Annotated in this window: 27 protein-coding genes and 2 tRNA genes; 26 read left to right on the top strand and 3 right to left on the bottom strand. The window is 62.1% G+C overall.

The window, feature by feature from the left end:
- Positions 1-53: 53 nt before the first annotated feature.
- The 13 genes from ybgC (at position 54) to nadA (ending at position 12,181) form a co-directional block, all read left to right on the top strand.
- A complete protein-coding gene (gene ybgC, locus ACYU03_RS19505; RefSeq protein ID WP_461886268.1) occupies positions 54-506 on the top strand; it encodes a tol-pal system-associated acyl-CoA thioesterase in 453 nt (150 codons plus the stop codon).
- A 2-nt stretch (positions 507-508) separates the two neighbouring features.
- Positions 509-1,204: a protein TolQ gene (tolQ, locus tag ACYU03_RS19500; RefSeq protein ID WP_461886267.1), complete on the top strand. Its 696-nt coding sequence runs from the start codon at positions 509-511 to the stop codon at positions 1,202-1,204.
- A 14-nt stretch (positions 1,205-1,218) separates the two neighbouring features.
- Complete coding sequence (gene tolR / locus ACYU03_RS19495) at positions 1,219-1,671, top strand: protein TolR (RefSeq protein ID WP_461886266.1); 453 nt, start codon at positions 1,219-1,221, stop codon at positions 1,669-1,671.
- Positions 1,671-2,726 (top strand): cell envelope integrity protein TolA, encoded by a 1,056-nt coding sequence (gene tolA, locus ACYU03_RS19490; protein ID WP_461886265.1) that lies wholly within the window; start codon positions 1,671-1,673, stop codon positions 2,724-2,726. The genes tolR and tolA overlap by 1 nt, the downstream gene beginning before the upstream one ends.
- 26 nt (positions 2,727-2,752) lie before the next feature.
- Positions 2,753-4,024 (top strand): Tol-Pal system beta propeller repeat protein TolB, encoded by a 1,272-nt coding sequence (gene tolB, locus ACYU03_RS19485; RefSeq protein WP_461891503.1) that lies wholly within the window; start codon positions 2,753-2,755, stop codon positions 4,022-4,024.
- Between the two features lie 58 nt (positions 4,025-4,082).
- On the top strand, positions 4,083-4,583 hold the full coding sequence (gene pal, locus ACYU03_RS19480; protein WP_461886264.1) for a peptidoglycan-associated lipoprotein Pal: 501 nt from the start codon (positions 4,083-4,085) through the stop codon (positions 4,581-4,583).
- A gap of 6 nt (positions 4,584-4,589) precedes the next feature.
- Positions 4,590-5,399 (top strand): tol-pal system protein YbgF, encoded by an 810-nt coding sequence (ybgF, locus tag ACYU03_RS19475; protein WP_461886263.1) that lies wholly within the window; start codon positions 4,590-4,592, stop codon positions 5,397-5,399.
- Between the two features lie 160 nt (positions 5,400-5,559).
- Positions 5,560-6,207 carry a 7-carboxy-7-deazaguanine synthase QueE gene (gene queE, locus ACYU03_RS19470; protein ID WP_461886262.1) on the top strand — a complete coding sequence of 216 codons (648 nt, stop codon included), beginning with the start codon at positions 5,560-5,562 and terminating at the stop codon, positions 6,205-6,207.
- 14 nt (positions 6,208-6,221) lie between these two features.
- A complete protein-coding gene (gene queC, locus ACYU03_RS19465) occupies positions 6,222-6,896 on the top strand; it encodes a 7-cyano-7-deazaguanine synthase QueC (RefSeq protein ID WP_461886261.1) in 675 nt (224 codons plus the stop codon).
- A 61-nt stretch (positions 6,897-6,957) separates the two neighbouring features.
- Positions 6,958-7,033: transfer RNA gene (locus ACYU03_RS19460), tRNA-Lys, on the top strand.
- 830 nt (positions 7,034-7,863) lie between these two features.
- Complete coding sequence (locus tag ACYU03_RS19455; protein ID WP_461886260.1) at positions 7,864-8,760, top strand: helix-turn-helix domain-containing protein; 897 nt, start codon at positions 7,864-7,866, stop codon at positions 8,758-8,760.
- Between the two features lie 616 nt (positions 8,761-9,376).
- Entirely contained in the window at positions 9,377-10,882 is a 1,506-nt protein-coding gene (locus ACYU03_RS19450; RefSeq protein WP_461886259.1) for a YdgA family protein, read from the top strand.
- Between the two features lie 240 nt (positions 10,883-11,122).
- Positions 11,123-12,181, top strand: coding sequence for a quinolinate synthase NadA (gene nadA / locus ACYU03_RS19445; RefSeq protein WP_461886258.1), 1,059 nt, complete (start codon positions 11,123-11,125; stop codon positions 12,179-12,181).
- Between the two features lie 66 nt (positions 12,182-12,247).
- Here the strand turns inward: nadA and ACYU03_RS19440 are convergent, their stop codons facing one another.
- Entirely contained in the window at positions 12,248-13,681 is a 1,434-nt protein-coding gene (locus tag ACYU03_RS19440) for a M48 family metalloprotease (RefSeq protein ID WP_461886257.1), read from the bottom strand.
- A gap of 121 nt (positions 13,682-13,802) precedes the next feature.
- Between ACYU03_RS19440 and ACYU03_RS19435 the strand changes: the two genes are divergently transcribed.
- Positions 13,803-14,042: a sulfurtransferase TusA family protein gene (locus tag ACYU03_RS19435; RefSeq protein ID WP_461886256.1), complete on the top strand. Its 240-nt coding sequence runs from the start codon at positions 13,803-13,805 to the stop codon at positions 14,040-14,042.
- A gap of 22 nt (positions 14,043-14,064) precedes the next feature.
- Positions 14,065-15,135, top strand: coding sequence for an AI-2E family transporter (locus ACYU03_RS19430; RefSeq protein ID WP_461886255.1), 1,071 nt, complete (start codon positions 14,065-14,067; stop codon positions 15,133-15,135).
- Between the two features lie 56 nt (positions 15,136-15,191).
- On the opposite strand, the gene ACYU03_RS19425 is transcribed toward ACYU03_RS19430, so the two are convergent.
- Positions 15,192-15,665, bottom strand: a complete 474-nt coding sequence (locus ACYU03_RS19425) for a peroxiredoxin (protein ID WP_461886254.1) — start codon at positions 15,663-15,665, stop codon at positions 15,192-15,194.
- A 10-nt stretch (positions 15,666-15,675) separates the two neighbouring features.
- On the bottom strand, positions 15,676-16,236 hold the full coding sequence (locus ACYU03_RS19420) for a glycine cleavage system transcriptional repressor (RefSeq protein ID WP_461886253.1): 561 nt from the start codon (positions 16,234-16,236) through the stop codon (positions 15,676-15,678).
- A gap of 260 nt (positions 16,237-16,496) precedes the next feature.
- On the opposite strand from ACYU03_RS19420, the gene dapA reads away from it, so the two are divergent.
- The 11 genes from dapA to ACYU03_RS19365 all read left to right on the top strand — a co-directional run bounded on the left by dapA (position 16,497) and on the right by ACYU03_RS19365 (position 26,053).
- On the top strand, positions 16,497-17,375 hold the full coding sequence (dapA, locus tag ACYU03_RS19415; RefSeq protein ID WP_461886252.1) for a 4-hydroxy-tetrahydrodipicolinate synthase: 879 nt from the start codon (positions 16,497-16,499) through the stop codon (positions 17,373-17,375).
- 17 nt (positions 17,376-17,392) lie between these two features.
- Positions 17,393-18,508: an outer membrane protein assembly factor BamC gene (gene bamC / locus ACYU03_RS19410; RefSeq protein WP_461886251.1), complete on the top strand. Its 1,116-nt coding sequence runs from the start codon at positions 17,393-17,395 to the stop codon at positions 18,506-18,508.
- The gene (locus ACYU03_RS19405; RefSeq protein WP_461886250.1) at positions 18,509-19,267 is read left to right on the top strand and encodes an MBL fold metallo-hydrolase; all 759 of its coding nucleotides are present in this window, start codon (positions 18,509-18,511) and stop codon (positions 19,265-19,267) included.
- A gap of 28 nt (positions 19,268-19,295) precedes the next feature.
- Entirely contained in the window at positions 19,296-20,006 is a 711-nt protein-coding gene (gene purC, locus ACYU03_RS19400; protein ID WP_461886249.1) for a phosphoribosylaminoimidazolesuccinocarboxamide synthase, read from the top strand.
- 92 nt (positions 20,007-20,098) lie between these two features.
- Positions 20,099-20,188 (top strand) — tRNA-Ser (locus ACYU03_RS19395).
- Between the two features lie 517 nt (positions 20,189-20,705).
- A complete protein-coding gene (locus tag ACYU03_RS19390; protein WP_461886248.1) occupies positions 20,706-20,867 on the top strand; it encodes a hypothetical protein in 162 nt (53 codons plus the stop codon).
- Positions 20,868-20,975: 108 nt separating this feature from the next.
- Positions 20,976-21,899: a SctD/MshK family protein gene (locus ACYU03_RS19385; RefSeq protein WP_461886247.1), complete on the top strand. Its 924-nt coding sequence runs from the start codon at positions 20,976-20,978 to the stop codon at positions 21,897-21,899.
- Complete coding sequence (locus tag ACYU03_RS19380; RefSeq protein WP_461886246.1) at positions 21,896-22,258, top strand: hypothetical protein; 363 nt, start codon at positions 21,896-21,898, stop codon at positions 22,256-22,258. Before ACYU03_RS19385 ends, ACYU03_RS19380 begins: the two co-directional genes overlap by 4 nt.
- A complete protein-coding gene (gene sctY / locus ACYU03_RS19375; protein WP_461886245.1) occupies positions 22,255-22,593 on the top strand; it encodes a type III secretion apparatus assembly chaperone SctY in 339 nt (112 codons plus the stop codon). The genes ACYU03_RS19380 and sctY overlap by 4 nt, the downstream gene beginning before the upstream one ends.
- Entirely contained in the window at positions 22,590-24,734 is a 2,145-nt protein-coding gene (gene sctV / locus ACYU03_RS19370) for a type III secretion system export apparatus subunit SctV (RefSeq protein ID WP_461886244.1), read from the top strand. The genes sctY and sctV overlap by 4 nt, the downstream gene beginning before the upstream one ends.
- Positions 24,731-26,053, top strand: a complete 1,323-nt coding sequence (locus tag ACYU03_RS19365; RefSeq protein WP_461886243.1) for a type II and III secretion system protein family protein — start codon at positions 24,731-24,733, stop codon at positions 26,051-26,053. Before sctV ends, ACYU03_RS19365 begins: the two co-directional genes overlap by 4 nt.
- Positions 26,054-26,064 lie beyond the last annotated feature (11 nt).

The following is a 26,064-nucleotide window of genomic DNA, read 5'->3' as shown; positions in this document are numbered from 1 at the left end:
TGAAAAAACAGTTGCTGGGGCGGATTGGCAAGCTGAGGAGTAAGCACTAGAGTATGCGCGCGCAAAATGGGCTGGAACCTTTCGCATATCGTTGTCGCGTCTACTACGAAGACACCGATGCGGGCGGCGTTGTTTATTACGTCAACTACCTGAAATTCATGGAGCGTGCGCGTACCGAGCGGCTGCGTGACCTGGGGTTCTCCCAGTCGGAGTTGGCAGCGCAGAACCTACTGTTCGTGGTCCATTCCAGTGAAGCGCGCTATCACGCGCCGGCACGTCTGGACGATGAGTTGCGGGTGACCGCGCAAGTACTTGAATTGAACCGCGCCAGCCTGCGCTTCGTGCAGCAGGTCTGGCGTGAAAGAGATACAACACTGCTCTGCGAAGGGCAGTTCCTGGTGGCCGCCGTGCGCGCCGACACATTCAAACCCCGGGCCATTCCCCAAGAGCTGCGTGACGCCTTTCTGGCGGACGGCACGGGTACTCAATCGAACGCAGGAGATTAAGCGTGGAAGCTAACGTCGTCGACCATACCTCCATGTGGAGCCTGGTCAGCAATGCCAGCATTGTGGTGCAGTTGGTGATGCTGATCCTGGTGGCAGCATCGGTGACCTCATGGATCATGATTTTTCAGCGCAGCAATATGCTGCGCGCCGGTCGTCGTGCGCTGGACACCTTCGAGGAGCGCTTTTGGTCGGGTATCGACCTGTCCAAGCTGTACCGCCAGGCCGGCAGCAACCCAGACCCAGACTCGGGTGTCGAGCAGGTCTTCCGTGCCGGTTTCAAGGAGTTCTCGCGCCTGCGCCAGCAGGCGGGTGTCGATCCTGATGCGGTGATGGAGGGCGTTGGCCGCGCCATGCGCGTTGCCATTTCCCGTGAGGAAGAGAAGCTCGAGCAGAGTCTGCCGTTCCTTGCCACCGTTGGTTCCACCAGCCCGTACATCGGCCTGTTCGGTACCGTCTGGGGGATCATGAACTCCTTCCGCGGCCTGGCCTCCGCTCAACAGGCGACCCTGGCCACTGTGGCTCCCGGCATTGCCGAGGCCTTGATCGCCACGGCAATCGGCCTGTTCGCCGCAATCCCGGCAGTCATCGCTTACAACCGTTTCGCTGCGCGCAGCGAAGTGCTGATTGGCCGTTACTACACGTTCGCCGACGAGTTCCAGGCGATCCTGCACCGCAAAGTGCACACCAGCGAAGAGTAATCAGGTAGAAGCCCATGGCCCGAGTTCGCCACAAACGCAAGCCGGTCGCCGAGATGAACGTGGTGCCCTACATCGACGTGATGCTGGTGCTGCTGGTTATCTTCATGGTGACCGCCCCCATGCTCAACCAGGGCGTGAAGGTCGACCTGCCCAAGGTTTCCAGTGAAGCCTTGCCGCAGGACAACAACGTTCAGGTGCTGACCATTTCGATCAAGGCTGACAAGACCTACTACTGGAACCTTGGCAGTGAAGTCGACACCGACAAGCAGATGGACAAGGCCATGACCTTGCCGGAAATGACCGACGCGGTGACCAAGATCATTGCCGCCGGACGTGACCAGGGCAAGCAGACCCAGGTCTTCATCCGTGGTGACAAGTCCGTCGACTACGGTGCGGTCATGGGCGCCATGGGCGGGTTGCAAACGGCCGGTGTCGGTAATGTTGGCCTGATTACCGAGGCGCCCTGATGCAACAGCGAGAGCCATCCGCCTCGGAAAGCTACTTCTGGCCTAGTGTCTGGGCCATTGGCCTGCACGTGCTGGTATTCGGCATGCTGTTCGTCAGCTTTGCCATGACGCCTGAGCTGCCGCCATCCAAGCCGATCGTCCAGGCGACCCTCTATCAGCTCAAGTCCAAGAGCCAGGCGACCACCCAGACCAATCAGAAGATTGCTGGGGAAGCGGCAAAGACCGCCTCGCGCCAGACCGAAGTCGAACAGATGGAGCAGAAGAAGGTCGAGCAGGAGGCCGTGAAGGCCGCGGAACAAAAGAAACAGGAAGCGGCTCAAAAGGCCGAAGCAGTCCGCGCTGCCGCCGAAACCAAGAAAGCCGAGGAAGCGAAGAAGGCCGACGACGCCAAGAAAGCCGCCGAAGCCAAAAAGGCTGAGGAGGCGAAGAAGGCCGCCGAGAAGCAGCAGGCCGATATCGCCAAGAAGAAGGCTGAGGAAGAGGCGAAGAAGCAGCAGGCCGCGGAAGACGCCAAGAAAAAAGCCGCCGAAGAGGCGAAGAAGAAAGCAGCCGAGGACGCCAAGAAGAAAGCGGCGGCCGAGGAAGCGAAGAAAAAGGCCGCTGAAGAGGCCAAGAAGAAAGCCGCAGCCGATGCGGCCAAGAAGAAGGCAGCGGAAGCAGCCCGCAAGGCGGCGGAGGACAAGAAGGCTCAGGCCCTGGCCGAGCTCCTGTCTGATACCACCGAGCGGCAGCAGGCCCTGGCCGATGAGCGGGGCGACCAGGTGGCCGGTGACTTCGACGACCTGATCCGTATGCGCGCGGCCGAGGGTTGGGCGCGTCCGCCGTCTGCGCGCAAGAACATGACGGTGGTCCTGCAGATCAACATGTTGCCGGACGGCACCATCACCAATGTGAGCGTCTCCCGCTCCAGTGGCGACGGTCCTTTCGACAGCTCGGCAGTCGCCGCGGTGAGGAACATTGGTCGGTTGACCGAGATGCAGGGCTTGAAGCCGAGCGAGTTCAATCCCTATCGTTCATTCAAGATGACATTTACACCTGAGGATCTAGCGTTGTGATTAAACTTCTTCGAGGACTGCTGGTCATGCTCTGCTGCGTGGCAGGTATGGTCGTGGCAGAGGAAAAGAACATCCTGGTCACCAGCGGCAGTGACCGAGCCACGCCGATTGCGGTGGTGCCTTTCGGCCTGCAGGGGGGCAGCGTGCTGCCGGAAGACATGGCCGATATCATCGGCAATGACCTGCGCAATTCTGGCTATTACGCGCCGATCCCACGGCAGAACATGATCAGTCAGCCGAGCCAGGCCAGCGAAGTGATCTTCCGTGACTGGAAAGCCCTGGGTGCCCAGTACGTGATGATCGGCAACATTGTGCCCGCCGGCGGTCGCCTGCAGGTGCAATATGCGCTGTTCAATGTCGCTACCGAGCAGCAGGTGCTGACCGGCAGTGTTGCTGGCGGCGTCGACCAGTTGCGCGATATGGCGCACTATATCGCCGACCAATCGTTCGAGAAGCTCACTGGCATCAAGGGGGCATTCTCCACCCGTATGCTGTACGTGACCGCCGAGCGCTTTTCCACCAACAATACCCGCTACACCCTGCAGCGCTCGGACTACGACGGTGCCCGTGCGGTGACCCTGCTGCAGTCGCGTGAGCCGATCCTGTCGCCGCGCTTCGCGCCGGATGGCAAGCGTATCGCCTATGTGTCGTTCGAACAGCGCCGTCCGCGTATCTTCGTCCAGCACATCGACACCGGCCGCCGCGAGCAGATCACCAACTTCGAAGGGCTCAACGGCGCTCCAGCGTGGTCGCCTGACGGTTCGCGCCTGGCGTTCGTGCTGTCCAAGGACGGCAACCCGGATATTTATGTGATGAACATGGCCTCTCGCCAGATCAGCCGAGTGACCGCGGGCCCAGGCATCAACACCGAGCCTTTCTGGGGCAAGGACGGCAACACCCTGTACTTCACCTCCGACCGTGGCGGCAAGCCACAGATCTACAAGACGAGCGTGAGTGGCGGTAGCGCCGAGCGTGTGACTTTCGTGGGTAACTACAACGCCAACCCGAAACTGTCGGCGGATGAAAAGACCCTGGTAATGATCCATCGTCAGCAAGGTTTCACCAACTTCAAGGTGGCTGCCCAAGACTTGCAGCGCGGAAGTGTAAAGATCCTTTCCGAGACTAGTCTTGATGAGTCGCCCACTGTTGCGCCAAACGGCACCATGCTAATCTACGCCACCCGCCAGCAGGGCCGGGGAGTCTTGATGCTCGTCTCTCTCAATGGACGCGTGAGGCTCCCGCTTCCTACCGCTCAAGGCGAAGTCAGAGAACCGTCCTGGTCCCCTTACCTGAACTGATGCGGCGTATTAGCTTTACGTTTTACTTAACACACTGGGGTTCATTAGGAGTTTCACGATGGAAATGCTGAAGTTTGGTAAATTTGCTGCGCTGGCTCTGGCCATGGCCGTAGCTGTAGGTTGCTCTTCGAAAGGCGGTGACGATTCTGGCGAAGGCGCTGTTGTTGACCCGAACGCTGGCTACGGTGCCAACACTGGCGCTGTTGATGGCAGCCTGAGCGAAGAAGCCGCCCTGCGCGCTATCACCACCTTCTACTTCGAATACGACAGCTCGGACCTGAAACCAGAGGCCATGCGCGCCCTGGACGTTCACGCCAAGGACCTGAAGGCCAACGGCAATCGCGTTGTCCTGGAAGGTAACACCGACGAGCGCGGCACCCGCGAGTACAACATGGCTCTGGGTGAGCGTCGTGCCAAGGCCGTCCAGCGCTACCTGGTTCTGCAGGGCGTTTCCCCTGCTCAGCTGGAGCTGGTTTCCTACGGTGAAGAGCGTCCAGTTGCTACCGGCAACGACGAGCAGTCCTGGGCTCAGAACCGTCGCGTCGAACTGCGCAAGTAATTCGATATGCGAATCTGCCGTCGTGTTGTAACCGTCCTCGCGCTCACCCTGCCGCTCGCGGCATGGGCTGAGGTTCCTGTAGTTGATGACAACGCAGGCTATAGCGGCTCAGGCAGCTATCCGCCAGCGGGTTATGGCACGAACGGCGCCTATGCCGGGGGCGGGGTTTCTACCCCGTCCTCGGCACAGGGGCAGTTGTTCATGCAGCTGCAACAGATGCAAGACCAGATTTCACGGCAACAAGGCATCATCGAAGAGCTGCAAAATGATGTAGCCCGTATGAAACAGGAGAACCTGGAGCGTTACCAGGACCTGGATCGGCGAATCGGATCCGGTGGCGATCCAGCCGCGACTCCCGAGAATTCTTCCACCAGTGGCGCATCCGATGCCGCCGCTGGTGGTGCTGCACAGCAGCCTGCAGCCAATAGCGAACCTGGTGATCCAGCGAAAGAGAAGCTCTACTACGATGCTGCTTTCGACCTGATCAAATCCAAGGATTTCGACAAGGCCAGCCAGGCGTTCAACGCGTTCCTGCGCAAGTACCCCAACAGTCAGTATGCCGGCAATGCCCAGTACTGGCTTGGCGAAGTGAACTTGGCCAAGGGGGACCTGCAGGGCGCCGGCCAGGCGTTCGCCAAGGTCAGCCAGATGTACCCCAAGCACAGCAAGGTGCCTGATTCGCTGTACAAGCTGGCCGACGTCGAGCGTCGTCTTGGCCACACGGACCGGGTCAAGGGGATTCTCCAGCAGGTGATCACCCAATATCCGGGTACCTCCGCTGCGCAACTGGCGCAACGCGACCTGCAGAAGCTCTGAGCAGGACCCGTATGAAGAAACCCGCGCTTGTCGCGGGTTTTTTCGTTAGAATCTGTGCCCTTTTTACGTAAACACGCTGCTGCGGATAACGCGATGCCGGGTTCGCAGCAGTGCCTGACGGAGGCGGACAGCCTGTTTAGCTGTTACGCCCGTGGCGACTATGCAAGATACATTACGCATTACCGAAGTCTTTTACTCTTTGCAGGGTGAAACACGAACGGCTGGACTGCCGACCGTTTTCGTCCGTCTGACCGGTTGTCCCCTGCGCTGCCAGTACTGCGATAGTGCCTATGCCTTCAGTGGCGGCACCATCCGCACCCTTGACTCCATCCTCGAGCAGGTGTCCGGCTTCAGGCCGCGCTATGTCTGTGTCACCGGCGGTGAGCCGCTGGCACAGCCCAATGCCATTCCACTGCTGGAGAAACTCTGCGACGCCGGTTATGAGGTGTCGTTGGAGACCAGTGGAGCACTGGACATTTCCAGGGTCGACAGCCGTGTCAGCCGGGTCGTGGACTTGAAGACCCCGGGCTCCGAGGAAGCGCACCGCAACCGCTACGAGAACATCGAACACCTGACGTCCAACGACCAAGTCAAGTTTGTCATCTGTTCCCGTGAGGACTATGACTGGGCCGTCTCCAAGCTGATCCAGCATGGCCTGGACAAGCGCGCTGGCGAGGTGTTGTTCTCGCCTAGTCACCATCAGGTGAGCGCCACCGACCTGGCCGACTGGATAGTCGCCGACAACCTGCCGGTTCGTTTCCAACTGCAGTTGCACAAGCTGCTGTGGAACGACGAACCAGGACGCTGACAGGAGAGAATGCAATGACTGAGAAACGTGCGGTAATCCTGCTTTCCGGCGGGTTGGACTCGGCCACTGTGGTGGCGATGGCCAAGGCCGAGGGCTACAGCTGCTACACCATGAGCTTCGACTATGGCCAGCGCCATCGTGCCGAGTTGAACGCAGCGGCCCGTGTCGCCCGTGACCTGGGTGTGATCGAGCACAAGGTCATCGGCCTGAACTTGAACGGCATCGGCGGCTCGGCCCTGACCGACAGCAACATCGACGTCCCTGAAACACCGGGGGAGGGGATTCCGGTGACCTACGTGCCTGCGCGCAACACGGTGTTCCTGTCTCTCGCCCTGGGATGGGCGGAGGTGCTGGAGGCGCAGGACATCTTCATCGGCGTCAATGCCGTGGATTACTCGGGCTACCCGGATTGCCGCCCGGAGTTCGTCGAGGCTTTCGAGCGCATGGCCAACCTGGCGACCAAGGCAGGTGTGGAAGGGCAGGGCTTCCGGATCCAGGCGCCGCTGCAGAACCTGAGCAAGGCGCAGATCATTCAAGAAGGTATCGCCCGAGGCGTGGACTACAGCCTGACTGTTTCCTGCTACCAGGCCGATGACCAAGGCCGTGCTTGCGGCAAATGCGACAGCTGCCGCCTGCGTGCTGAGGGCTTCAAAGCGGCCGGCGTAGAGGACCCAACCAACTATTTTTGATTTTTTTTGCGATGGGGTGTTGATTTCCTGTTAGAAATCAGTATTATACGCGCCATCCAACGGGTCGTTAGCTCAGTTGGTAGAGCAGTTGGCTTTTAACCAATTGGTCGTAGGTTCGAATCCTACACGACCCACCATATATGGTCGGATGTGAGGACTAGGAAGGCAGCTTCAACAGCCAGTTCCAGTCTTACAGCCGTCTGGAGCGAGCCTCAGGTTACGCTTCACAATGATGTAAATATGAATAGCCCGCTTCCTGCAAAGGAGAGCGGGCTTTTTCGTTATCTGGATTCCGAAATTCTGTGTCGGGTGCAGGTGTACTTGTCTCGGCTTTGTTACCAAGGGTGTGGTGCCTCCTACCCTATCGTCATGGAAACCAGTTCAAGCCGACAGTTGACGTCAAGGGCTGGCTGTTTGTTCAGACACGCAACCTGAGCATGTCGACAAGTGTCGGCCATCGGCATTACGCAAATGACAGCAGGCCTTCAGCGCCTGTTCTTCTTCTAGCTCACGCAGGGCACGGCTGATAGCGACTTGAGACAGGTCCAGAGCAGGGGGCAGCCGAACGGATGCCGCCGTGCTCGGCTACGGCAATCAGGGCCTGTAGTTGGTGGAGTTTCACGAAGCATCTCCTGCCTGAACACCAAAGGTCGTCATGACAACATTTTTGCGGCTTATGCAGAGCAGTAGATGACGTTAGATTAGAGGACGAGGCCGGGGCGCGCTCGAGCACCACGGTGAAGTATCTGCGGATGAGGAAGGCCAATCTTCGATGCCTTTCAAACCTGAAATCGATAATACCCTGGCGGCACTTTGCTGTTTCCTCGCAGAGAGGACACTAGCCGTCGAGGCGGGGCCGGCCGTACTCCTGAGTTTCCCCAATAGATGATCTCCAGGCATGCCATGACGCCGGCCGGGCTAGTTTCGCCTCGCTTTCAGGCATGTCGGTAGCGGATGTTTAGCCATCATGTGCAAAAAACCGGCAAAGCCGGAGTATCGCCTCAGCGATACGCCTTTCTATACCGACGGCGAAGTGACTTTTCTCAAGACGAGCGAGGGCTTGGGCTGGACTGACGTCTATGCCCAGGTCACCCATGAGGGGCCGAACGAAGCCATTTGCTCGGGCGTACGGGATATCTGGTTCGTGATGCCGTTGCAGCCGGTGAAGATGTGGCGGCGTACTGGCTTGCGGCAGCAGCAAGGCCTGTTGGCGCCCGATGGCATCGTGGTAACGGGCGCCGGCGACTCCTCTCACACCCTGCTGCGCAACAGCGCGCGAGCACTGCATGTGTTCATCCGCGCGGAGGTATTCGAAGAGGTTGCCCGCGAAATGTCCAGCGCCCTGGGAGCCCCGTCAGCCTCGATCGCCTCTGCTTTCGACCTGCGCGACCGAGGCCTGAGCCTGATGCTTCGTGGCATCAAGCAGGCGCTGGATGATCCTGCGGACATCGCCAGGATGAAAGTTGAATACCTGGCGCGCGCCATCGCTATCCACTCCTTCGGGCATAACGGTACCTGGGGGGCGAAGGATAGGCATTGCTTGGACAACCGGCGTTTCAAGGCGCTTGTCGAATACCTGCAGGAAAACCTGAGCAGTGAGCTGTGCCTCGACGAGTTGGCCGCGGCCGCCAACCTCGGGCGCACTGCCTTCATCCGTCAGTTCAAGGCTCGCACTGGGCAGACACCTCATCAGTACGTGATGCTTGCACGGATACGGAAGGCCTGTGATCTGCTCGAAAGGACCCGTCTCCCCCTCAGCCAGATCGCCTATGCCTGCGGCTACTCGGACCAGGCACACATGAGCAGCAGCTTCAGGCGCATCGTAGGCCTCACGCCATCCCGCTATCGCAGCGAGCACTTCTGATCTCCCCAGTGGCTGAGCAGGGGCGCGCAATTGATGGAACTTTTCTAAAAGTCGCGGCGGTTTTTCCAAGACTGGAAAACCGCCCAGTTCCTAAAATGGCGGCTAGGCACGGGGCTCTGTGACTTTAGGAGTCATACGTCGGCCAGCTTCAATCTGCCTTACCTGGTGCGGTATTACCAAAGCGAAGTGGGGGATGCCCCGGTCGTCGACGTCCACTGAAGTCTAAAGGTGAGCCCATGCCGGCGAGGGTGTATTTGCGCGCAGTCGATTTTGCAGGATTGCGGATGGCGTGGGCTGCCCGTGAGGCCACGGGCCAAGGCGCTTGGCGGGGCCTCCGCGCTTCACCGGTTCTCAGCGAGGAGCGGTCGTCGATCGTTGCGATTCGCAGCGTGTTGCAGGGGCGGCAGGGTGAGTTCTACTGGTACGACTTTACCTTTGGGCTGACGCCTGCAGTCGTTGCGCCAGAGTCTTGCACAGCCGGACAGGATCGTCTTGAAGGGGCGAGATTTTCCACCGCCCACGGCCCCGGGCCGCGGTCGCGGTGGTAATCTGAGCACCCTGGCACAGGCCTGATTGGCCTGTGCGTCATTTCCTATGGACAGCAATCGGTTTATTCATGAAGAAAACAGTAGGCATCCTTTCTGGCCTGGCAGTGGCTATCGCCGTCGTGACCACCGCTGGCGCCTGGTACACCGGCAAGCAGTTGCCCGCGGAACTGGAACGCTCCATCGTCCGCGGCAATCAGGAGCTGCAGAAGGCGCTGGTCGGCAGCGGCGGCAGCATGACGGTCGAGCTGGTATCGCTGGACCAGCATTTCTTCACTAGCACCGCGAACTATCGCATCACAGCCAAGGATATATGGCTCGGTGAGGGCGAGCCGTTGAACTTCCAGGTGGGCGTGGTCGACGAAGTCGAGCATGGTCCGTTTCCCTGGTCGCGGGTCAAGGCGCTCAAGTTGATGCCGGTCATGGCTGCCAGCAATACCCGCTTGCAGAAGGATGACCTCACAGCACCCTGGTTCGCCGCCGCAGGCGAGCAATCGCCCGTGCAGGGGCTGGTCAGCCTGGGCTATGACGGCAGTGTCGAGAGCGATCTGAAGCTGCTGCCTCTGAAGTTTGACGAAGCCAACGGCAACAAGCTCGATTTCTCCGGCATGCGGCTGCTGCTGCGAGGGGACCGTGAAGGCAAGGCCGTCAAGATCGACGGCAACGCCGGCCAACTGGAAATGACACTGGTTGGCGAAGACCATCCGCCAGTCAAGATGCTGTTCAAGGGCTTGGACATCACCGGCAATCTCGCCAGCACCGGCTATGACATGATCTATGCTGGCACGCTCAACCTGGCTTTGGCCGAGAGCCAGGTCACCCTCGGCTACCAGCAGGATACGCTGGTCCTCAAGGGCCTGGAGCAGAACAACCTCTACAGCGCCGATGGCGACAAGCTGTCCGCCCGGTTGGAATACAAGGTGGCCGACATCACCTATGGCGGCCGGGCCGTGGGGGCTGGCGAGATGATCTGGACCATGAAGGCGCTGGACATTCCTGCGCTGCAGTCGCTAGGCGACTGGTATCAGACCAGGCTGCCAGAGTTCCGGCAGGCCGCAGCCCAGAACACCGTGCCGTCGTTCGATATGGCGCCGCAAGAGAAGGCCAAGGTCCAGGCCGACCTACAGAAGGTCCTTGCCGCCAAGCCACAGGTTGCCCTTGAGAAGCTCTCGTTCAAGACTGCCAATGGCGAGAGCCGTTTGAGCCTCATCGTCGATTTGACCAACCCAACCTCCCTGGACTTGCCGGCCGACCAATTGACCCAGCAACTGATCAGCCAGTTGCAGGGCAAGTTGTCGCTGTCCAAGCCGATGATCGGCGACCTGGCCACCTTGCAGGCGCTGTTGCAAGGGCAGGACGATGCCCAGGCCATTGCCCAGCAGTCGGGCCAGGCCGGCGAGATGGTCGGCATGATGGCTGTGCAGAGCGGCATGGCTACGGTACAGGGCGACGATGTGGTTGCCAGCTTGCACTATGCCGACGGCATGGTCGATTTCAACGGCAAGAAGATGACGGTCGAGGAATTCGCCATGCTGTTGGGCGCCCATATGGCCGCGCTTGCCCCGGATCGCGGCTGACCCACCCTGCGCCTGGGGCGATACCCCCACCGGCCCAGGCGGCAGCGCCCAAAAAACGCTTTTGAATTCATCCGATTGTCTGTAGCCTTCGGCGTCCGATAATAATCCGGGCCTGCAGAGGGTCTCCGGCTGCGTGTGGGATGTCCGTTCAGCCCCTGCCGTCCGGAACCTGTAGCCGATTTGCCAGGGCCTGGTGATACACTCGACTGACGCGCACATGCGCCCGCAGGTCCAGCGATCATGACCCAGATTTCCGAACGTCTGTTGGTTCAAGCCCACCTTGACGCCAAGCAGCCCAATCCCCTGACGCCCGAGCAGGAGGCCGAATACCGTGCGGCCATCGCTGCCGAGCTCAAGGCCCAGAATGCCGTTCTGGTAGCTCACTATTATTGCGACCCGGTGATCCAGGCGCTGGCCGAGGAAACCGGCGGTTGCGTCTCCGACTCGCTGGAGATGGCCCGCTTCGGCAAAAACCATCCGGCCAGCACCGTGGTGGTGGCCGGGGTGAAATTCATGGGCGAGACGGCGAAGATCCTCACTCCGGAGAAGCGCGTGCTGATGCCGACCCTGGAAGCGACCTGTTCGCTTGACCTGGGTTGCCCGGTGGACGAGTTCTCGGCCTTCTGCGACCAGCATCCCGAGCGCACCGTGGTGGTCTATGCCAACACCTCCGCAGCGGTCAAGGCACGGGCCGATTGGGTGGTTACCTCCAGTTGCGCGCTGGAAATCGTCGAAAGCCTGATGGACAACGGCGAGACCATCATCTGGGGCCCGGACCAGCATCTGGGCCGCTACATCCAGAAGCAGACCGGCGCCGACATGCTGTTGTGGGACGGTGCATGCATCGTTCATGAAGAGTTCAAGTCGCGCCAGTTGGCCGACATGAAGGCGCTGTACCCGGATGCAGCCATCCTGGTGCACCCCGAGTCGCCCGAGTCGGTGATCGAACTGGCCGATGCCGTCGGTTCGACCAGCCAACTGATCGCCGCTGCGCAGAGCTTGCCGAACAAGACCTTCATCGTCGCCACTGATCGCGGCATCTTCTACAAGATGCAGCAGTTGTGCCCGGACAAGGCCTTCGTCGAAGCGCCTACCGCTGGCAACGGCGCGGCCTGCCGCAGTTGCGCCCACTGCCCGTGGATGGCCATGAACACCCTTGAGCGCACCCTGGATTGCTTGCGCAAGGGCAGCAACGAAATCTTCGTCGAGCCGGCGCTAATTCCCAAGGCGATCAAGCCGCTCAAGCGCATGCTCGACTTCACCCAGGCGGCCCGGATGAAGTTGTCGGGCAACGCCTAGTCAAGCCAGGCGAGGGCAAAGCCCTCGCTTGACAGATGTCTTGCCCCTACGGCCCTGGCTGACTGCTCAGCGCATCATTTCCTTGACCATACGCTGCTGCTCGAGGATATCGCGCTGGCGCGCATCGATCCTTGAGGCCAATTGGAAGTTGTTGCCAGCTCGACGCTTGGCGTAATCCAACTGCTGAACGGCCTGATCGTAGTCGCCGACCAGGGCGAAGTACTCGGCGCGGGCCTGGTGCAAGCCGATGGTGTTGCCGGACAAGCCTCGGGCCTCGGCGATGTCGTACCAGACGTCCGGGTCATAGGGGCGGCTCTTGATCAGCGCTTCCAGGGCCTTTTCCGACTCGGCTGGGCGGTTCTGCTTGAGCAGCAGGTCGGCGCGTACTTGCTGCAACGGGTAGCTGCTGGGGTACAGGCTGCGCATACGTTCAACCCGCTGCTGGGCGTCGGCCAGGCGATTGTTGGTGATGTCCAGGTCGATCTGCGCCAGGTTGTAGGTCAGGTCGTTGGGTGCCTTGTCCAGTAGCGGCTTGAGGTTTTCCCGTGCCTCATTGAGCCGGCCGCCCTTGATCTGGGCGATGGCCAGGCCATAGCGCGCCGCGTCGAGCTTCGGGTTCTCGTCCAACTGTGCACGGAAGCGCTTGGCGGCCAGGCCCGGGGTGCCTTCGTAGATGAGCGCCACACGAGCACGGATAAGTTGGTAGCGCAGGCTGTCTTCGACGCCGCCTTTGGGTGCCTGCTCGGCGCGGTTGCGGGTGTCGGCGATCCGCGACTCGGTGACCGGGTGAGTGAGCAGGAATTCCGGCGGCTTGGCATCGTAGCGGTACTGGCGCATCAGGCGCTCGAACATGGTTGGCATGTTGCGCGGGTCGTAGCCGGCCTTTTCTAGGTTCTGGATGCCGATGCGGTCCGCTTCCTGTTCGTTCTGCCGCGAGAAGCGCCGCTGCTCCTGGATGGCCGCTGCCTGGGTGCCGGCAATCGCGGCAATGCCGGCATCGCCGCCTCCAGAGGCGGCCAGCACGATACCTGCCAGCAAGGCCGCCATCATGGGCAACTGCATGCGCTGTTGCGCCTCGACGCCACGGGCGAAGTGGCGCTGGGACAAGTGCGCCAGTTCGTGGGCCAGCACCGAGGCGTATTCGCCCTCGGTCTGGGCGTTGAGGAACAAGCCGCCGTTGACCCCGACGATCCCGCCGGGCGCGGCGAAGGCGTTGAGCTCGCGGCTGTCGATGAGGATGAACTCCAGGCGCCGGTCCTGCAGTTGGCTGGTTTCAGCCAGCCGGTAGACGCTGGTTTCGACGTAGTCCTTGAGCTGGGGGTCGTTCAGCTGGTTGACGTTGCCGCGCAGCAGGCTGAGCCAGGCCCGGCCCAACTGGTGCTCCTGCTGCGGGGAAACGATCGCGGAACTGGCGTCGCCCAGTGACGGCAGGTCGTCGGCATGGCCTGGAAGGGCCAGCAGGCAGGCCAGCGTCAGCAGGGTGGGGCGCAGTAGATTCATGCATGAAGCTCGCAACGATCAAAGAGCCTTACTGTAGCCCGCTCACACGTTGGCGACCAGTGGCGGTATCCTACGACACTTGTCTGCAATGCTTGATTGCCCCTGCCAGGAGACGCACCCGATGAGTGACACCCCGACCTTCGACGCCGAACTCGATGCCAGCGGGCTGAACTGCCCGTTGCCACTGCTCAAGGCGAAGATGGAGCTCAATCGGCTGGCCAGTGGCGCGGTGCTCAAGGTCGTGGCCACGGACGCCGGCTCGCAGCGTGACTTCCGCACTTTTGCCCAGCTCGCCGGTCATACGCTGCTCTGTGAAACGGCTGAGGCTGGGGTCTATACCTACTGGCTGCGCAAAGCCTGAGACTTCTTCCCAAGGATCGTCAATGTTCAAAGTGCTTCGTGACTGGATGCAGCGCTACTTCTCCGATGAAGAAGCAGTGGTGCTGGCGGTCCTGCTGTTCCTGGCCTTCGCCGCGGTCCTCACCCTCGGCGGCATGCTGGCGCCAGTGTTGGCGGGCATGATCCTGGCCTTCTTGATGCAGGGGCTGGTCAATGCCCTTGAGCGCCTGCGTGTACCTACCAGGGTCGCGGTGGGCGTGGTCTTTACCCTGTTCATGGGCGCCCTGGGGGTGTTCCTGCTGGTGTTGGTGCCTTTGCTCTGGCATCAGTTGATCACCCTGCTCAATGAATTGCCGGGCATGCTGGGAAAATGGCAGTCGCTGCTGTTGCTGCTGCCCGAGCGCTACCCGCACCTGGTTTCTGACGAGCAGGTGCTGCGCGCTATCGAGGCGGTGCGTGGTGAAATCGGCAAGTTCGGGCAGTGGGCGCTGACGTTCTCCCTGTCGAGCTTGCCGCTGCTGGTCAACATCATGATCTACCTGGTGCTGGTGCCGATCCTGGTGTTCTTCTTCCTCAAGGACCGTGAGCTGATCGCTCGCTGGGCCAGCGGCTACCTACCGCGTGAGCGTGCTCTGATGACCCGGGTGGCCGAGGAGATGAACCGGCAGATCGCCAACTACATCCGCGGCAAAGGCATCGAGATCCTCATCTGCGGCATCGCCACCTATATCGCTTTCATCAGCCTGGGCCTCAATTACGCGGCTCTGCTGGCGCTGCTGGTCGGCCTGTCGGTGGTGGTGCCCTATGTCGGCGCGGTGGTGGTGACCGTGCCGGTGACATTGATCGCGCTGTTCCAGTGGGGGTGGGGCGATCAGTTCATCTACCTGATGGCGGTGTACGCGATCATCCAGGCGCTGGACGGCAACGTGCTGGTGCCGCTGCTGTTCTCTGAGGCCGTCAGCCTGCACCCGGTGGCGATCATCTGCGCGGTGCTGCTGTTTGGCGGGCTGTGGGGGTTCTGGGGAATCTTCTTCGCCATTCCCCTGGCGACCCTGTTCAAGGCCGTGCTCGATGCCTGGCCACGGCAGGAGCCGGTGGTTGCGCCGCTGCTCTGATAGGGCATTGGGCCATGTGGGGGCCGCTGTGCGGCCCACACTGGATTGCTGTGTGGTCAGGCCTTGTTCAACGCCTGTGCTGCCGCCAGTACGGCATCCACATGCCCTGGCACCTTCACTCCACGCCATTCGTGGCGCAACACGCCTTCCTTGTCGATCAGGAAGGTGCTTCGGTCGACGCCCATGTACTCCTTGCCATAGAGCTTTTTCAGCTTGATCACGTCGAACAGCTGGCACAGGGCCTCGTCCTTGTCGCTGATCAGCTCGAAGGGGAAGCCCTGCTTGGCCTTGAAGTTCTCATGGGACTTGATGCCATCACGGGACACGCCGAACACCTCGGTGTCGGCCGCCTGGAACGCCGCGTACTGGTCGCGGAAGCCCTGGCCTTCGGTGGTGCAGCCTGGGGTGCTGTCCTTGGGATAGAAGTACAGCACCACCTGGCGGCCCTTGAGGCCGGCCAGGCTGACGGCTTGGCCGCTGGTGGCCTGGGCTTGGAAGTCGGCAACGGGTTGGTCGAGTGCTACGGCCATGGAAGTTTCCTTACATAGGGTTCTGTGGGCGCCAAGGTTCGATCAGCGCATCCAGGTTCAGGGCGTCGGCGAAATCCAGGAACTGGTCGCGCAGCCAGCTGATCTGGGTGCCGGCCGGCAGGGTCACGGTGAATGTGGCGTTGAGCATGCTGCTGCCGGTCTGGGGGGCCTCGTAGGTGTCGCAGGTCAGGTTCTCCAGCTCGACCCGGTGGTCGAGGAAGAACTGGCACAGCTCGCTGATAATGTCCGGGCGATAGGCGGCGCTGACATAGGCCACGTAGGGCAGGGCCTGGGGGCGTACCTCCAGGTCGGCGCTGCGCACCACGTTGAGGGTGAAAGCGTGCTTCTTGCCCAGGCTTGGCAGGGCAGCTTCCAGGCGTGCGAGGGCATCCCAACTGCCGGCAACCTGCAGCACCAGCGCGCTGGTCTCGCCGTGGCGGGTCAGGCGTGAGGTCACCACCGCGCAACGATTGTCGTTGGCGGCGCGGCTCAGGACATTGGCCAGCTCCATGGGGTTGGCGCCCAGGGCGCTGATGACGAGGAATTGTTCGCGAACGGTGGGGGTGGACATGCAGCCTTCCTAAAGCGATGAGCGGTCGGTACATGACGGGCGCAAAGTGCCTGGAGGGCAGGGCCGCAGGCTCGCAATCGAGGTCGTGGACGCTGGCAGGAAGCGTTGTCGGCGGCCCGACGGGCCACGCTGTACCGATCAAAGGGTCAAGGGTAGCGAAAACTGACGCCAAGGGGAATGCTCCGCCCGCCGGCGTCGCTTGTGCAAGGTCGATGGCGCCAGTACCATTACCGCTCTCTTTTTCCGGCAGGAGCAGTTTCATGATTGCGGGCAGTATGGTGGCATTGGTCACACCCATGGATGCAGAAGGGCGTCTTGACTGGGACAGCCTCAGCAAACTCGTGGACTTCCACCTGGAGAACGGCACCCACGCGATCGTCGCTGTCGGCACTACTGGCGAGTCGGCAACCCTCGATGTCGAAGAGCACATCAAGGTCATCGAGTTCGTGGTCAAGCGTGTCAATGGTCGCATTCCGGTCATCGCCGGCACTGGCGCCAACTCCACCCGCGAAGCCGTGGAACTGACCCGCAACGCCAAGGAAGCCGGCGCCGACGCCTGCCTGTTGGTCGTGCCGTACTACAACAAGCCGACCCAGGAAGGCCTGTACCAGCACTTCAAGCACATCGCCGAAGCCGTCGACATCCCGCAGATCCTCTACAACGTGCCGGGCCGCACGTCGTGCGACATGCTCGCCGAGACCGTGATCCGCCTTTCGACTGTGCCGAACATCATCGGCATCAAGGAAGCGACCGGTGACCTGCAGCGGGCCAAGGCCATCCTCGATGGTGTCAGCAAGGACTTCATCGTTATGTCCGGTGACGACCCGACCGCGGTCGAGCTGATCCTGCTGGGCGGCAAGGGCAATATCTCCGTCACCGCCAATGTCGCCCCGCGCGAAATGGCCGACCTGTGCGAGGCCGCCCTTGAGGGCAATGCCGAGAAGGCCCGCGCAATCAACGAAAAACTCATGCCGCTGCACAAGAACCTGTTCGTCGAAGCCAACCCGATCCCGGTGAAGTGGGCGCTGGCGGAAATGGGACTGATGCAGGAAGGCATCCGCCTGCCGCTGACCTGGCTGAGCGAATCCTGCCATGACACCGTTCGCCAGGCCCTGCGCCAGTGCGGCGTAAAGGCTTAATTGAGGACGTACACCGCATGAAGCGACTGGCTGGTCTTTCCGCCCTTGCCCTGATCATTTCCAGCACCAGCGGTTGCGGCTGGTTGTGGGGCGAAGAGGGTTATTTCCGCGACCGTGGCAGCGACTACCTGCAGGCGCAACAGACTGCACCGATGCAACTGCCGCCGGACGCCGGCAACCCCAAGCGTCTCGATCCGCTGTTGCCGATCCCGCGCAACGTCGCCGATGACAATGCCTCCGGCGAGTATGAAGTACCGCGTCCGCAACCCATGTCGGCAACTGCCGACATCAGCGACTTCAGCCTGCAGCGCAGCGGCAGCAGCCGTTGGGTCCTGGCCCAGCGCTCGCCTGCCGAGGTTTGGCCAGTGGCTCACCAGTTCTTCGAGGACAATGGCTTCCGCATCGCCGAGGAGCGTCCGCAAACCGGTGAGTTCAGCACTACCTGGCAGCGTTTCGACGAGTTGTCGGCTTCCTTGGGCCAGCGTCTGGCCAGCACGGCCAGCAGCGGTGACAGCGAAGTCCGTGTGCGTGTGCGCATGGAGCCTGGCGTGCAGCGCAACACCAGTGAGGTCTATGTCGTCAGTGCCGAGCGTCCGGCTGGCAGCACCGCTGAGCCTGGCTTCCCGTCCAGTTCCACCAATACCGGCGTCGACGCCCTGCTGGTCGACGAGATGCTCGCCAGCATGACCCGCAGCGCCGAGAAGGGTGGTTCGGTGTCGCTGCTGGCCGCGCGCGACTTCGACGCTCCCAGCCGTGTCAGCCTGAGCGAAGACGGCAGTGGCAACCCGGTGCTGTACCTGGGGGCCGACCTGGACCGCGCATGGTCCAGCGTGGGTCGCGCCCTGGAGCAGGGCGAATGGCGTGTCGAGGATATCAACCGCAGCCTGGGCCTGTACTACATCAACCTGTCCGAGAAACCCGAGGACAAGGAACAGAAGCCAGGCTTCTTCAGCCGCCTGTTCGGCAGCGAGCCGACCCAGGAAGAGCGTGAAGCCCGCGCCGAGCGTTACCAGGTCCGTCTGAGCAAGGTTGGCGAAAGTGTCCAGGTCACGGTCGAGAAGAACATCAACACCGTGGCCCCGGCCGATGTCGCCCGCCACGTGCTGAGCATGATTCAGGACAACCTGGGCTAAGTGCGCTTCGCGGTACTCGGAAGCGGCAGCCAGGGAAATGGCACGCTGATCGCCAGTGATGACACCTTCATCCTGGTCGACTGCGGCTTTTCCCTGCGCGAGACCGAGCGGCGCCTGGCGCTGCTCGGCGTTTCGGCGGCGCAGCTGAGCGCGGTGCTGGTAACCCATGAACATGCCGACCACGTGCATGGGGTCGGGTTGCTGGCGCGGCGCTACAATGTACCGGTCTACCTCAGCCAGGGCACCTTGCGCGGCATGCGCAAGCCCGTCGAGGCGGCCGGTTTTCTCGCGGCGAACGACAACCTGCGCATCGGTGGCCTGGAGGTCAGCGCGGTGCGGGTCGAGCATGACGCGCTGGAACCTTTGCAGTACATCGTCAGCGACGGTCGCCGGCGCTTTGGCATGCTGACCGACCTGGGGTCCTACGACGCGGACTTGCTGGACAGCTACCAGGGCCTGGACGCTTTGCTGATCGAGGCCAACCACTGCCGCGACCTGCTGGCCCGTGGGCATTACCCGTACTTTCTCAAGCAACGGGTCGGCGGCAGCCAGGGACATTTGAACAACCACCAGGCCGCGCGCCTGGTGTCCGAGTTGGGCTGGCAGAACCTGCAACACCTGGTGCTGGCCCACCTCAGCAGCAAGAACAACCTGCCACAGCTGGCCCGCCAGTGCTTTGTCGACACCTTGGGGTGCGACCCGGACTGGCTCCAGGTGGCGAATCAGGACCATGGGCTCGACTGGCGTGAAATCGCCTAGCCCAACTACTCAGCAAGCGGAGCCCATCATGGAAAAACGCGAAGAACTCTACCGCGGCAAAGCCAAGTCGGTGTACAAGACCGACGACGCCGACCGCCTGATCCTGCTGTTTCGCAACGACACTTCGGCGTTCGACGGCAAGCGCATCGAACAGCTCGACCGCAAGGGCATGGTGAACAACAAGTTCAATGCCTTCATCATGCAGAAGCTGGAAGAAGCCGGCGTTCCGACCCAGTTCGACAAGCTGCTGGGCGACAACGAATGCCTGGTCAAGAAGCTCGACATGATCCCGGTCGAATGCGTGGTGCGCAACTATGCCGCTGGCAGCCTGGTCAAGCGCCTGGGTGTCGAGGAAGGTATCAAGCTCGAGCCATCGACCTTCGAACTGTTCCTGAAGAACGACGAGAAGGGCGATCCCTTCATCAACGAATCCCACGTCGTCGCTTTCGGCTGGGGCACCGCTGATCAGCTGGCGACCATGAAAACGCTGTCGCTCAAGGTCAACGAAGTACTGACCAAGCTGTTCGACGATGCAGGCTTGCTGCTGGTCGACTTCAAGCTCGAGTTCGGCGTGTTCCACGGCCAGATCGTCCTGGGTGACGAATTCAGTCCCGATGGCTGCCGCCTGTGGGACAAGGAAACCCGCAAGAAGATGGACAAGGACCGTTTCCGCCAGGGCCTGGGCGACGTCATCGAAGCCTACGAAGAAGTAGCACACCGCCTGGGCGTGCCGCTGTAAGGCGGCGCGTTCACGCAAGCGCCTGATACCACGCGAATTTTTTCAAAGAAGGCTTTGCCTTACGGAAAACTGCTGGTATCATGCGCGCCACTGGAGAGATGCCGGAGTGGCCGAACGGGACGGATTCGAAATCCGTTGTACTGGCAACAGTACCTAGGGTTCAAATCCCTATCTCTCCGCCATATTAAAGGCCCCGAGCGCTTATAGCCCTCGGGGCCTTTTTCATTTGGGGAATAGGAAAGCGTGTCATTACCCAAGTGTAAGAAGGTGGTGGATTTGGCACTTTCCAGCAGGATATTTGGCATCGCCGTGTAAGGGCGATGCAAAACGCCTGAACTTCACCTGTGCTCGTTATCTCACTGCGCAAGACCGCAACTCGGCCTCCTGACACCGCGATTTGTGGTGTTTGAACTATTGCGCATGCAAAGCAAAGTCAGGCCGATCCGGTCGTCTGGCTAACCGCTCCCGCACTCCCGCAAAAACGCCCCAACGCCCGTCGTCACGGGGCTCCGCTACCCTATGCCTCTTCTGTGAATCTCCAGTGTTTCACCCCCTTTCACAACGTTTCACAGCGGTAGTCGGCTTTCGTTGCCAACATGACCCAGTGCAAAGGAGTTACCCGCCTGGTTCAGGCACCTCCATTGCGCGGACTTCGAGCCGCCGCTGCGCGGCCAATATCAAACCTCAAGGAGTATCACGATGAGTTCTGTTCCTCCAGCAAACTCCGGCGGCGCTGATGGCGCTATTGCCAAGATGGAAGCTGTTTTCAACGAGGCCATCGAGAAGTCGGCCAAGATCACAGAGGTGAGTACCAAGAAGAAAACGGAGCTTGATGCCACCAAACAGCGTCCGCAGAACTGACGCTGCCGTACGGGCGGTGCTCGCGCCGCCCGTACTCATGTTGCTCCAACGAATTCCGTTCCGTGGTCGCTGACGCACTGTCGTCACGCTTGACGGTGGTAATCGCCCATGACAGCTCTCACTACTTTGGCTCCAATGACGGACGCCGTTGCATCGGCCAAACCGGCCCCTGTGCTCACTGTCACTCGGGGTCTGCACCAAGGCGGTCACATCCGCTTGGACGCGGCGGCGTACACCCTCGGGAGCACGGCAGAAGCTGACTTTATCCTTAGCGACCCTGGCATCGAGCCTCGGCACCTAGTGCTGCGCTTGGCTGATGACAAGGTCTTCGTCGAAGCCCTTGGCGGCGAGGTGCAGGTCGAAGAGCGGCAGGGGCGGCTGATCCTCGTGCCTGCTGGGAGCGGCTACCGCGGCCAACTCCCCCTGAACATTGCCCTCGGTCAGGCTCGTCTGAATCTGGAGCCTGGGGTGCCAGGGCGTGCCGCCACTTCTGCGGCCTCGGTCTGGTATGGCAAGCCACGCCTGCTCCTGGCTCTGGCGCTGATGTTCATTTGCGCCTGCGCTTTTGCGTTTCGCAGCGAGCCATTACCGCCATTGGCCCAGCCCCGCGAACCTGCACCGCAGGCACCCAAGCCACCCTCGATTGCCCAGGCCCAGAAATGGCTCGACCAGCAGTTGCTCGCCGCTGACCTCAAAAGCATCACGGTCAACGAGGCTGGCGGCCAGCTGATTGCCCAAGGCCACTACGCGCAGGCCCACAAGCCACGTTGGATAGCCCTGCAGCAAGCCTTCGACCAACAGTTTGGACAGCACATCGTGCTGCGCAGCACTGTCAGCGCGCAGGCCGAGGCTGCCCGGCCCAGGGTGCGTCTGCAAGCCGTGTGGTTTGGCGACAACCCCTACCTGATCAACGACAGTGGCAAGCGCCTGTACCCCGGCACGGCGCTGGCCGACGGCTGGGTGCTCGAACGCATCGAGGACGAGCAGGTGGTCCTGGCCAGGGGTGAAGAGCGCTTCACCTTGACCTTATGAGAATCGATCCGCGGCCATTGCTGCCGCCGTCCTCCGAAAAGACTACCGCTGCCGTCGAAGCCGTTCGTCCGACGCAGGCCCGGCCCAATGCCCGTTTCGAGGCAGTGCTCAGCAAGCGTGAGCTCGCCGCGCGCCGGTCGCTGCGCGGTGAGCTCGAACAGGCGTGTGCCAGCGAAGAGATCAATCCGGAACTGTTCAGCGGTACCCGCGCGCTGGATCTTCTGCAGTACCTGCTCGATGAGGCCCTGCCGCTGCTCGACGCCGAACCTGAGATCCGCCTGCTGGCGGAGGACCTCATCCGTGAAGAAATCTACCTGCGCCAGACGTTGGAGCAGCAACGCGCCGAGGTGCAGGCATGACCAGCCGCGAACGCCACGACAGCATCGAGTTGCTCAAGGGGCTGGGCGACCTGTACCGACGCAGCGGCCAGCCCCAACGGGCGCTGGTGATGTTGTTGATCGCCGCGCACATGGCGCCCGCCGACGGCGCGTTGCTGCGCCACCTGGTCATGGCTTTCACCGCCACCGGTGACGCCGAGCGCGCGCTCAACGCGCTGGATCGGCTCACCGCCCAGGAAGGCGAGTCGCCCGGCCTGTTGCTGCTGCGCAGTCACGCGCTGTGGCACGGGGCTCGCAAAGATGAGGCGCGCCAGTGCTTCAAGCGTTACCTCGCGGCACGCAAGGTGGCCCCATGAGCGCGCTTGACCGGGTCAACGGCCTGGCGCGTAGCGCCTCCCAGCGCTCCGACGTGGTGATCGTCGCGTTCATGCTGATGGCTATCGCGATGATGATCATCCCGCTGCCGACCGGTTTGGTCGACATGCTGATCGGCCTGAATATCGCCGTGAGCATCCTGGTGCTGATCGTGGCTTTCTACATCGTTCATTCGGTGGAGTTTTCCGCGCTGCCGCCGCTGATCCTGCTCAGCACGTTGTTCCGCCTGTCGCTGTCGATCACCACCACGCGGCTGATCCTGCTCAACGGCGATGCCGGGCACATCGTCAAAGCTTTCGGTGATTTCGTCATCGCCGGCCAGGTGGTGGTCGGTCTGGTGGTGTTCCTGATCATTACCGTGGCGCAGTTCATCGTCATCACCAAGGGTGCCGAACGCGTGGCCGAAGTGGCCGCGCGCTTCACCCTGGACGCGATGCCCGGCAAGCAGATGAGCATCGACAACGACCTGCGCAACGGCGATATCGACCAGGCCGAGGCGCGCCGCCGCCGTTCCCGGCTGGAGCGGGAAAGCCAGATGTTCGGGGCCATGGATGGTGCGATGAAGTTCGTCAAGGGCGATGCTATCGCCGGGCTGGTGATCCTGGCCGTCAACCTGCTTGGCGGCATGCTGATCGGTATGGTCGAACGCGACATGTCGTTTGGCACCGCGGTACATACCTATTCGCTGCTGACAGTGGGCGATGGCCTGATCGCGCAGATCCCGGCGTTGCTGATCTCGGTGGCGGCCGGCACGGTGGTTACCCGCGTCAATAGCGGCGACGGCGCTTCGGGCGACCTGGGCACCGAGATCGTGCGCCAACTGGGCGCCAGCCACCGCGCCCTGAGCCTGACCGCGCTGATCCTGCTGGGCGTCGCCTTTCTCCCGGGCTTCCCCGCCGCAGTGTTCATCAGCCTGGCGGTCGTGCTGGGTGGCTCGGCGTTCTTCCTCAAGCGACGCCAGGCGGTCGATCAGACGCCTGTGGCGGTAGAGCTGGACGAGGCCGAAGCCGAGCAGGCGCAGGCCGTCGAACCTGCCGGTCCGTTGTCCAAGCCCCTGGGGTGCCGACTGCTGCTGGTCCTCGGGCCCGGGCTTGCGGCCAGCGCGCCCGAGCAGCCGCTGCGCCAGCGTATCGAGGCGTTGTGTCATGAACTGCGTGGCGAGTTGGGCATCGAGGTGCCGGTGGCGGTGATCCATGTCGATCACCAAGGCGCTCCCCAGCGCTTTGTCATCGAGCTCGAAGGTGTTCCGGTCAGCGAAGGAGAGTTGCCCGCTGGTTGCCTATTGCTTCGGGACGACCCGGTGAATGCCCACCTGTTGGACGTTCCTATCACCGAGGCCGATTCGCCGCTGTCGCAGCGTGCAGCGCACTGGATCGCGCTCGAGCATCAGGCGCGATTGGAGCAGGCTGGCGTGGGCTTCCTGGTGCCCGAGGAGGTGCTGCGTGCCGTGCTGGAGCGTGCCCTGCGCCGCTATGCCGCCGACTTCCTGGGTATCCAGGAAACCCGCGCGTTGCTCGAAGGCATCGAGGACAGCTACGGCGAGCTCATCAAGGAAGCCCTGCGCAACCTGCCCCTGCAACGCATGGCCGAGGCGCTGCGTTACCTGGTCGGCGAGGGTGTGTCGATCCGCAATCAGCGCGCCTTGCTCGAAGCCATGGTCGATTGGGGGGCGCGTGACGCTGATGCGACACACCTGGCCGAGCACCTGCGTGCCGCCTTGGCCCGGCAGATCAGCCACCAGTACGCTGACCGCAACCGGGTGATCAGTGCGCTGATTGTAGCCCCCGCGCTGGAGCAGCAATTACGCGCCGGCCTGCGCCGTCAGAACAGCGTCCACGACGCGATCCCCGAACAGGCCAGCCGGGCCTTGCTGGTGGAGTTGCGCGAGGCCTGCACGCGCCTGCCCGAAGACCGCCGCACAGTGCTGCTGGTGCATCCGGAACTGCGCCGCCCGTTGCGCCGTTTGGTCGTGCGTGGCGACATCGACCTGGCGGTGCTGTCGTTTCGCGAGTTGGCTGGCGAATACAACCTGCAAGCTGTAGGCACCGTGGGCCTCGGCGACAACGTTCAGAACCGCGCTAGCAATGGCGTTCCGGCTAACCCTATGGCGAATGCCTCATGAGTCCTCTAGCACACCTCGTTCCCTTGGTCTCCCTCCGTCTGTGGCTGGGGCTGGCCAGCCTGCTGCTCTCGCTGCTGGCCTGTGCCCAGGAACTGGCCGTCGGCAACAGAGGTACCCTCGACCTGAGTGCGGGGGAGGGGCGCATCCTGCGTTTCCAGACTCCCGTGGCCTCGGTCCTGGTGGCCGAACCCGAGGTCGCGGACTTGCAGGTAGTGTCCGATGGGGTGATCTATGTGTTCGGCAAGGCTCCGGGGCAGACCAGCCTCATCGCTCTGGACGCAGAGAGTCAGCAGCTCGCCGCGATGACCCTGTCGGTGAACAGCGCTACCCAGGGCGTCAGTCGCTCGCTGCAGAACCTGCACCCACAGAGTACCGCTCAGGTCAGTGCTGTGGGCAACCAACTGGCCGCCAAGGGCATGGTGCAGAGCGTCGGCGAAGCCACAGACCTCAATGCCCTGCTGCAGGGGCAGGCGCAGATCCCAGCGCTCAACACTACCACCTATGGTGGCTCGGCCCAGGTCAACATCCGCGTGCGCTTCGCCGAGGTGTCGCGCTCCGAACTGCTGCGCTATGGCGTGAGCTGGAACGCGCTGTTCAACAACGGCACCTTCTCCTTCGGCCTGGTGACCGGCGGCAACTTGGCCGCCGAGGCTGCCCGCGGCGCCTCGAACGTGATCAGCGCCGGGGTCAGCTCGGGCAACGTGAACATCGACGCCATGCTCGAGGCGCTGCAGAGCAACGGTGTGCTGGAAATTCTCGCCGAACCCAACATCACCGCCATGACCGGCCAGACTGCCAGCTTCCTGGCTGGCGGCGAGGTTGCCGTGCCGGTGCCGGTCAACCGCGACCTGGTGGGCATCGAGTACAAGCCCTACGGTGTGTCGCTGCTGTTCAGCCCCACGCTGTTGCCCAATGGCCAGATCGCCCTGCAGGTGCGCCCGGAGGTCAGCAGCCTGATGGGGTCGGAGATGGCTACCGTCAACGGCTACCGGGTCCCGTCGTTCCGCGTGCGTCGCGCCGACACGCGGGTGGAGGTGGGCAGCGGCCAGACCTTCGCCATCGCCGGCCTGTTCCAGCGCGAGAGCAGCCAGGACGTGGAAAAACTGCCGGTGCTGGGCGACATGCCAATCCTCGGCAATCTGTTTCGCTCCAAGCGCTTCCAGCGCAACGAGACTGAACTGGTGATCCTGATTACCCCGTACTTGGTGCAGCCGGTGCGTCAGCGCGACCTGGCTACTCCGCTCGATGCTTTGCCCGGTGCTGCCACGGCTTCGGCCGGGCCGCGCAGCGGCGGCAAGTTCGGCTTCTACATGAACTGATCCGGGAGCGA

The organism is Pseudomonas sp. X10, assembly GCF_054889225.1.
This window is presented reverse-complemented; position numbering and strand designations above follow the sequence as displayed.